The sequence below is a fragment of the Limosilactobacillus oris DSM 4864 genome, assembly GCF_001434465.1.
GTDB lineage: Bacteria > Bacillota > Bacilli > Lactobacillales > Lactobacillaceae > Limosilactobacillus > Limosilactobacillus oris.
Genome location: NZ_AZGE01000055.1, coordinates 1 through 2,294, shown reverse-complemented (window position 1 = coordinate 2,294; position 2,294 = coordinate 1). Strand labels below are relative to the sequence as shown.

The following is a 2,294-nucleotide window of genomic DNA, read 5'->3' as shown; positions in this document are numbered from 1 at the left end:
TGTCTAACTTTTTTGTTGCACTTCACGTCATCCGGGTCTTTTCGTATTTTTAAGGAGGAATTAATCATGCCCACAACTAAAGCCAGTATTATGAACCAGCTCAACCGTAACTTCGCCCGCCTCAAGCCGGTTGGCATCCGGGAATTCGATGCCCAGGCCAGCGCCGTCCCTGGAATCGTCAAGTTAACCTTGGGGGAACCCGACTTCAACGTACCTGACGCCATGAAGCAGGCCGCCATCGACAGTATCACCGGCAACGACTCCCACTACGCGCCGGCTGTCGGTACCGCCAAACTGCGAGGGGCCATCGCCGACTTCCTCAAGGACCGCTACCAACTAGACTATGATCCCAACGGTGAAATTGCGGTGACGATCGGCGCGACCGAGGGAATCTACGCCGCCCTCTCTGCCCTGATCAATCCCGGTGACGAGATCCTAGTCGCCACCCCGACCTTCCCGTTGTACATGGCGGTCACTACCATGTTAGGCGGCCACCCAGTTGAAATCGACACCAGCGACCACGACCTTGTCCTAACTCCTGATCAGCTTAAAGAAACCATTGCCGCCCACCCCCGTGCCAAGGCTTTGATTTTGAACTACCCCTCCAACCCGACTGGGGTGACCTACTCCGCCCAGCAGGTCGAGGAACTGGCAGTGGCGGTTAAGAACACCGACCTGGTAGTAATCGCGGATGAGATTTACTCCGAGCTGGTCTACGACGGTCAGCACACCTCCATCGCCAAATTCATCCCCGAGCAGACCCTCATCCTGAACGGGGCCTCCAAGTCCCATGCCATGACCGGCTACCGGATCGGCTTTATCGCCGGTCCCCGAGAACTGATGGGGCCGGTCAGCGCCGTCAGCGGAATGATGATTACATCCGCGACCGATTCGGCCATGGCAGCGGCCACGGCGGCCTTCGGTACCGAAGCCGGGAAGGCAGCTACCCAGCAAATGAAGGCCGCCTACCAAGAACGGCGGGACTTCCTCGTGGCCGCGCTCGCTAAGCTCGGTTTTGAAACCGCGACGCCAAACGGGGCCTTCTACCTCTTCGCAAAGATTCCTGCTAGTGCCGGTAATGACGACGTTGCTTTCGCCACAAAATTAGCAGAAGAGGGCCGGGTCGCCGTCATTCCAGGTTCCTACTTCGGTGCTGGCGGCCAGGGCTACCTGCGGCTCAGCTACGCCACCAGCATGGATAACCTAAAAACTGCCGTTGCTCGAATCGCAGACTTTCTCAAGGAGGATTAAGTATGACCAAGATTTTAATGACCAGTGTCCGGGACGATGAACGGGCCGCCATCAAGCAGTTTGCCCAGGAACACGATGTAGAAATCATTACCACCCCGAAATTGATTGACGACGCGGTGGACCTGACTGCCGGGGTCGACGGCCTGGTAATCCAGCAGCGCAGTCCCGTAGATCCCGCCGTCTACCCCCAGCTCAAGGTAAACGGGCTCAAGCAGATTGCCACCCGGACCGCCGGCTTCGACATGGTTGACATCCAGGCTGCTTACGATAACGGCCTGACCGTCACCAACGTTCCCGCCTACTCACCGCGGTCGGTCGCCGAGCACGCCCTCATGCAGATTTTCCGCCTGCTGCGCAAGTCCTACCGTTTTGACACCCAGGTGGCTAGTGGCGATTTCCGCTGGTTCAGCGACGAACAGGCCCTGGAGATTCATACGGCGACTATCGGGATCATCGGGGTCGGTCGGATTGGCGGAACCCTTGCCAAGCTCCTCAAAGCGCTCGGTGCACGGGTTCTCGGCTTTGACGTCCAACCCCGCGAAGAAATGCGGGGAATTGTCAACTACGTTTCCAAAGAAGACCTGCTCAAGCAAAGCGACGTGGTCTCCCTCCATGTCGACCTGAACCCGACCTCGACCGGTCTGCTGACGGCGGCAGACTTCGCACTGATGAAACCAACTGCTGGCCTGGTTAACGCCAGCCGTGGTCCCGTTGTCGTGACCGCCGATCTCGTCGCTGCACTAAAGGATCACCAACTCGCCGCGGCGGCCCTCGATACCTTTGAGGGTGAAAACGAGGTGGTGATGACCGACCGTCGGGAGAAGGGTCTCGCTGACGTTCCGCTCGTGGAGGAGCTGCACGCCATGGATAACGTCATCCTAACGCCGCACATCGCCTTCTTTACCAACCTGGCCGTCAAAAATATGGTCGACTTCGCTCTTGAAGACGTCCTGCTCATCCTTGACGGGAAGCCATCGCCGCATGAAATCAAGTAAAAAGAAGCACCCGCAAGCTTGAAGTGAACCCTGTAAGTTAGACACTTT

General features: G+C 57.8%; 2 protein-coding genes. Both read left to right on the top strand.

Annotated elements, in window-relative coordinates; all coding sequences use genetic code 11:
- The first annotated feature begins 66 nt into the window (after window positions 1–66).
- Window positions 67–1,251, top strand: coding sequence for an aminotransferase class I/II-fold pyridoxal phosphate-dependent enzyme (locus FC49_RS09535; RefSeq protein ID WP_056984884.1), 1,185 nt, complete (start codon window positions 67–69; stop codon window positions 1,249–1,251).
- A gap of 2 nt (window positions 1,252–1,253) precedes the next feature.
- Window positions 1,254–2,246 carry a D-2-hydroxyacid dehydrogenase gene (locus tag FC49_RS09530; RefSeq protein WP_056984883.1) on the top strand — a complete coding sequence of 331 codons (993 nt, stop codon included), beginning with the start codon at window positions 1,254–1,256 and terminating at the stop codon, window positions 2,244–2,246.
- Window positions 2,247–2,294 lie beyond the last annotated feature (48 nt).

What these genes read in the sequence shown, in the direction of transcription:
- FC49_RS09535 (WP_056984884.1), top strand. Translation starts at nt 67, where the DNA reads ATGCCCACAACTAAAGCCAGTATTATGAACCAGCTCAACCGTAACTTC.
- FC49_RS09530 (WP_056984883.1), top strand. Translation starts at nt 1,254, where the DNA reads ATGACCAAGATTTTAATGACCAGTGTCCGGGACGATGAACGGGCCGCC.